Source organism: Microvirga sp. HBU67558 (assembly GCF_018069605.1).
Lineage (GTDB): Bacteria > Pseudomonadota > Alphaproteobacteria > Rhizobiales > Beijerinckiaceae > Microvirga > Microvirga terrae.
Genome location: NZ_JAGPUP010000328.1, coordinates 1 through 1,498, shown reverse-complemented (window position 1 = coordinate 1,498; position 1,498 = coordinate 1). Strand labels below are relative to the sequence as shown.

The following is a 1,498-nucleotide window of genomic DNA, read 5'->3' as shown; positions in this document are numbered from 1 at the left end:
CTAGATCCTCGGCGCAGAGGATTTGACGGGTTGGGGGTGGCGCAGGAGGGGCAGGCCTTCAGGGGCGACCAACACCTCGATGCTTCGCGCCACTCCGGGCTGACGGCGGATCAAGCCGGCCCGCTCCAGGGTGAGCACCATCTGGTGCACGGAAGGCGGCGTGACCTGGAAATGACGCTGCATGTCGGTCTCGGCCGGAGGGCGGCCGTGAACGCGCGTGTAGGCGTCGATGAAGGCCAGGTACTGGCCCTGCCGGTCAGTGAAGCTTTTCTCAGACATCCGCCACACGCTCGATTCATCGGCTGATTCAGCTCGGCCTCTCACACGGGAGGCCGAGATGAACATATGCTACCGGGTTGAGCTGAGCGAGGCCGAGCGCGCCACACTCCAGGCGATGCTCAGCGGCGGCAAGCAGGCCGCCCGCACGCTCAAGCGCGCGCAGATCCTGCTGGCAGCCGATGCTGGGGTGCCAGACGAGACGATTGCCCAGAGTGTCGCGGTGGGTAGCTCGACCGTGTACCGGACCAAGCGTCGCTTCGTGGAGGGCAATCTGGAGCGGGCTCTCAGCGAGGAGCCTCGTCCCGGCGCCGCCCGCAAGCTCTCAGGCCCGGAGGAGGCGCTGCTGGTGGCGACCGCCTGCGCAAAGCCGCCGGCGGGCCGGGCCCGCTGGACGCTGGAACTCCTGGCCGGCGAGATCGTGCGGCTCACCCAACACGAGAGCTTGTCGCGCGAGATGGTGCGCCGGCGCCTCTGCGAGAACGCGCTCAAGCCCTGGCAGCAGAAGATGTGGTGCGTCCCGAAGATCGATGGCGAGTATGTGGCGCGCATGGAGGACGTGCTCGACCTCTATGCTGAGGGCCCTGATCCGATGCGGCCAGTGGTGTGCTTCGATGAGAGCCCGGTCCAGCTCATCGGCGAGAGGCGCCCGCCGCTCCCGGCCGCGCCGGGACAGATTGAGCGGGTTGATTACGAGTACCGCCGCTGTGGCACGGTGAACCTGTTCGTGATGGTGGATGCGCACCAGCCCTGGCGCAAAGTGAGCGTCACGGATCGTCGGACGGCCAAGGACTTTGCCGTGTGTATGCGCGAACTGGTGGATGTGGACTTTCCGCAGGCCGAGCGGATCCGGGTGGTGATGGACAACCTGTCGACGCACACGCCCGGCTCCCTCTACGAGGCTTTCCCACCTGACGAGGCGCATCGCCTCCTGGGGCGGCTGGAGTTCCACTATACCCCCAAGCACGCGAGTTGGTTGAATATGGTCGAGATCGAGATCGGGGTGCTCAAGGGCCAGTGCCTGGACCGGCGCATCGACCCGCGCGAGGGGCTCGAGCGGGAAATCGCCGCCTGGGAGCGCGAGCGCAACGCCGCCGGTACACGCATGACCTGGATGTTCACGACAGAGAAGGCCCGCACCAAGATGGGCCGTGCCTATCCCAAAACAGCTCCTCTCGAGCCACTCGCCAAACGGTCATAATCACTGCGCCGAGGATCTAGG

Annotated in this window: 2 protein-coding genes; one reads left to right on the top strand and one right to left on the bottom strand. The window is 66.4% G+C overall.

Features of this window, described 5'->3' with window-relative positions; translation table 11 throughout:
- The gene (locus KBI52_RS01535) at positions 1-279 is read right to left on the bottom strand and encodes a LexA family transcriptional regulator (protein WP_210804876.1); all 279 of its coding nucleotides are present in this window, start codon (positions 277-279) and stop codon (positions 1-3) included.
- A 58-nt stretch (positions 280-337) separates the two neighbouring features.
- On the opposite strand from KBI52_RS01535, the gene KBI52_RS01530 reads away from it, so the two are divergent.
- Complete coding sequence (locus KBI52_RS01530) at positions 338-1,477, top strand: IS630 family transposase (RefSeq protein WP_210804875.1); 1,140 nt, start codon at positions 338-340, stop codon at positions 1,475-1,477.
- The last annotated feature ends 21 nt before the right edge of the window (positions 1,478-1,498 follow it).

Coding starts and splice junctions, on each gene's coding strand:
- KBI52_RS01535 (WP_210804876.1), bottom strand. CDS start 279: ATGTCTGAGAAAAGCTTCACTGACCGGCAGGGCCAGTACCTGGCCTTC.
- KBI52_RS01530 (WP_210804875.1), top strand. CDS start 338: ATGAACATATGCTACCGGGTTGAGCTGAGCGAGGCCGAGCGCGCCACA.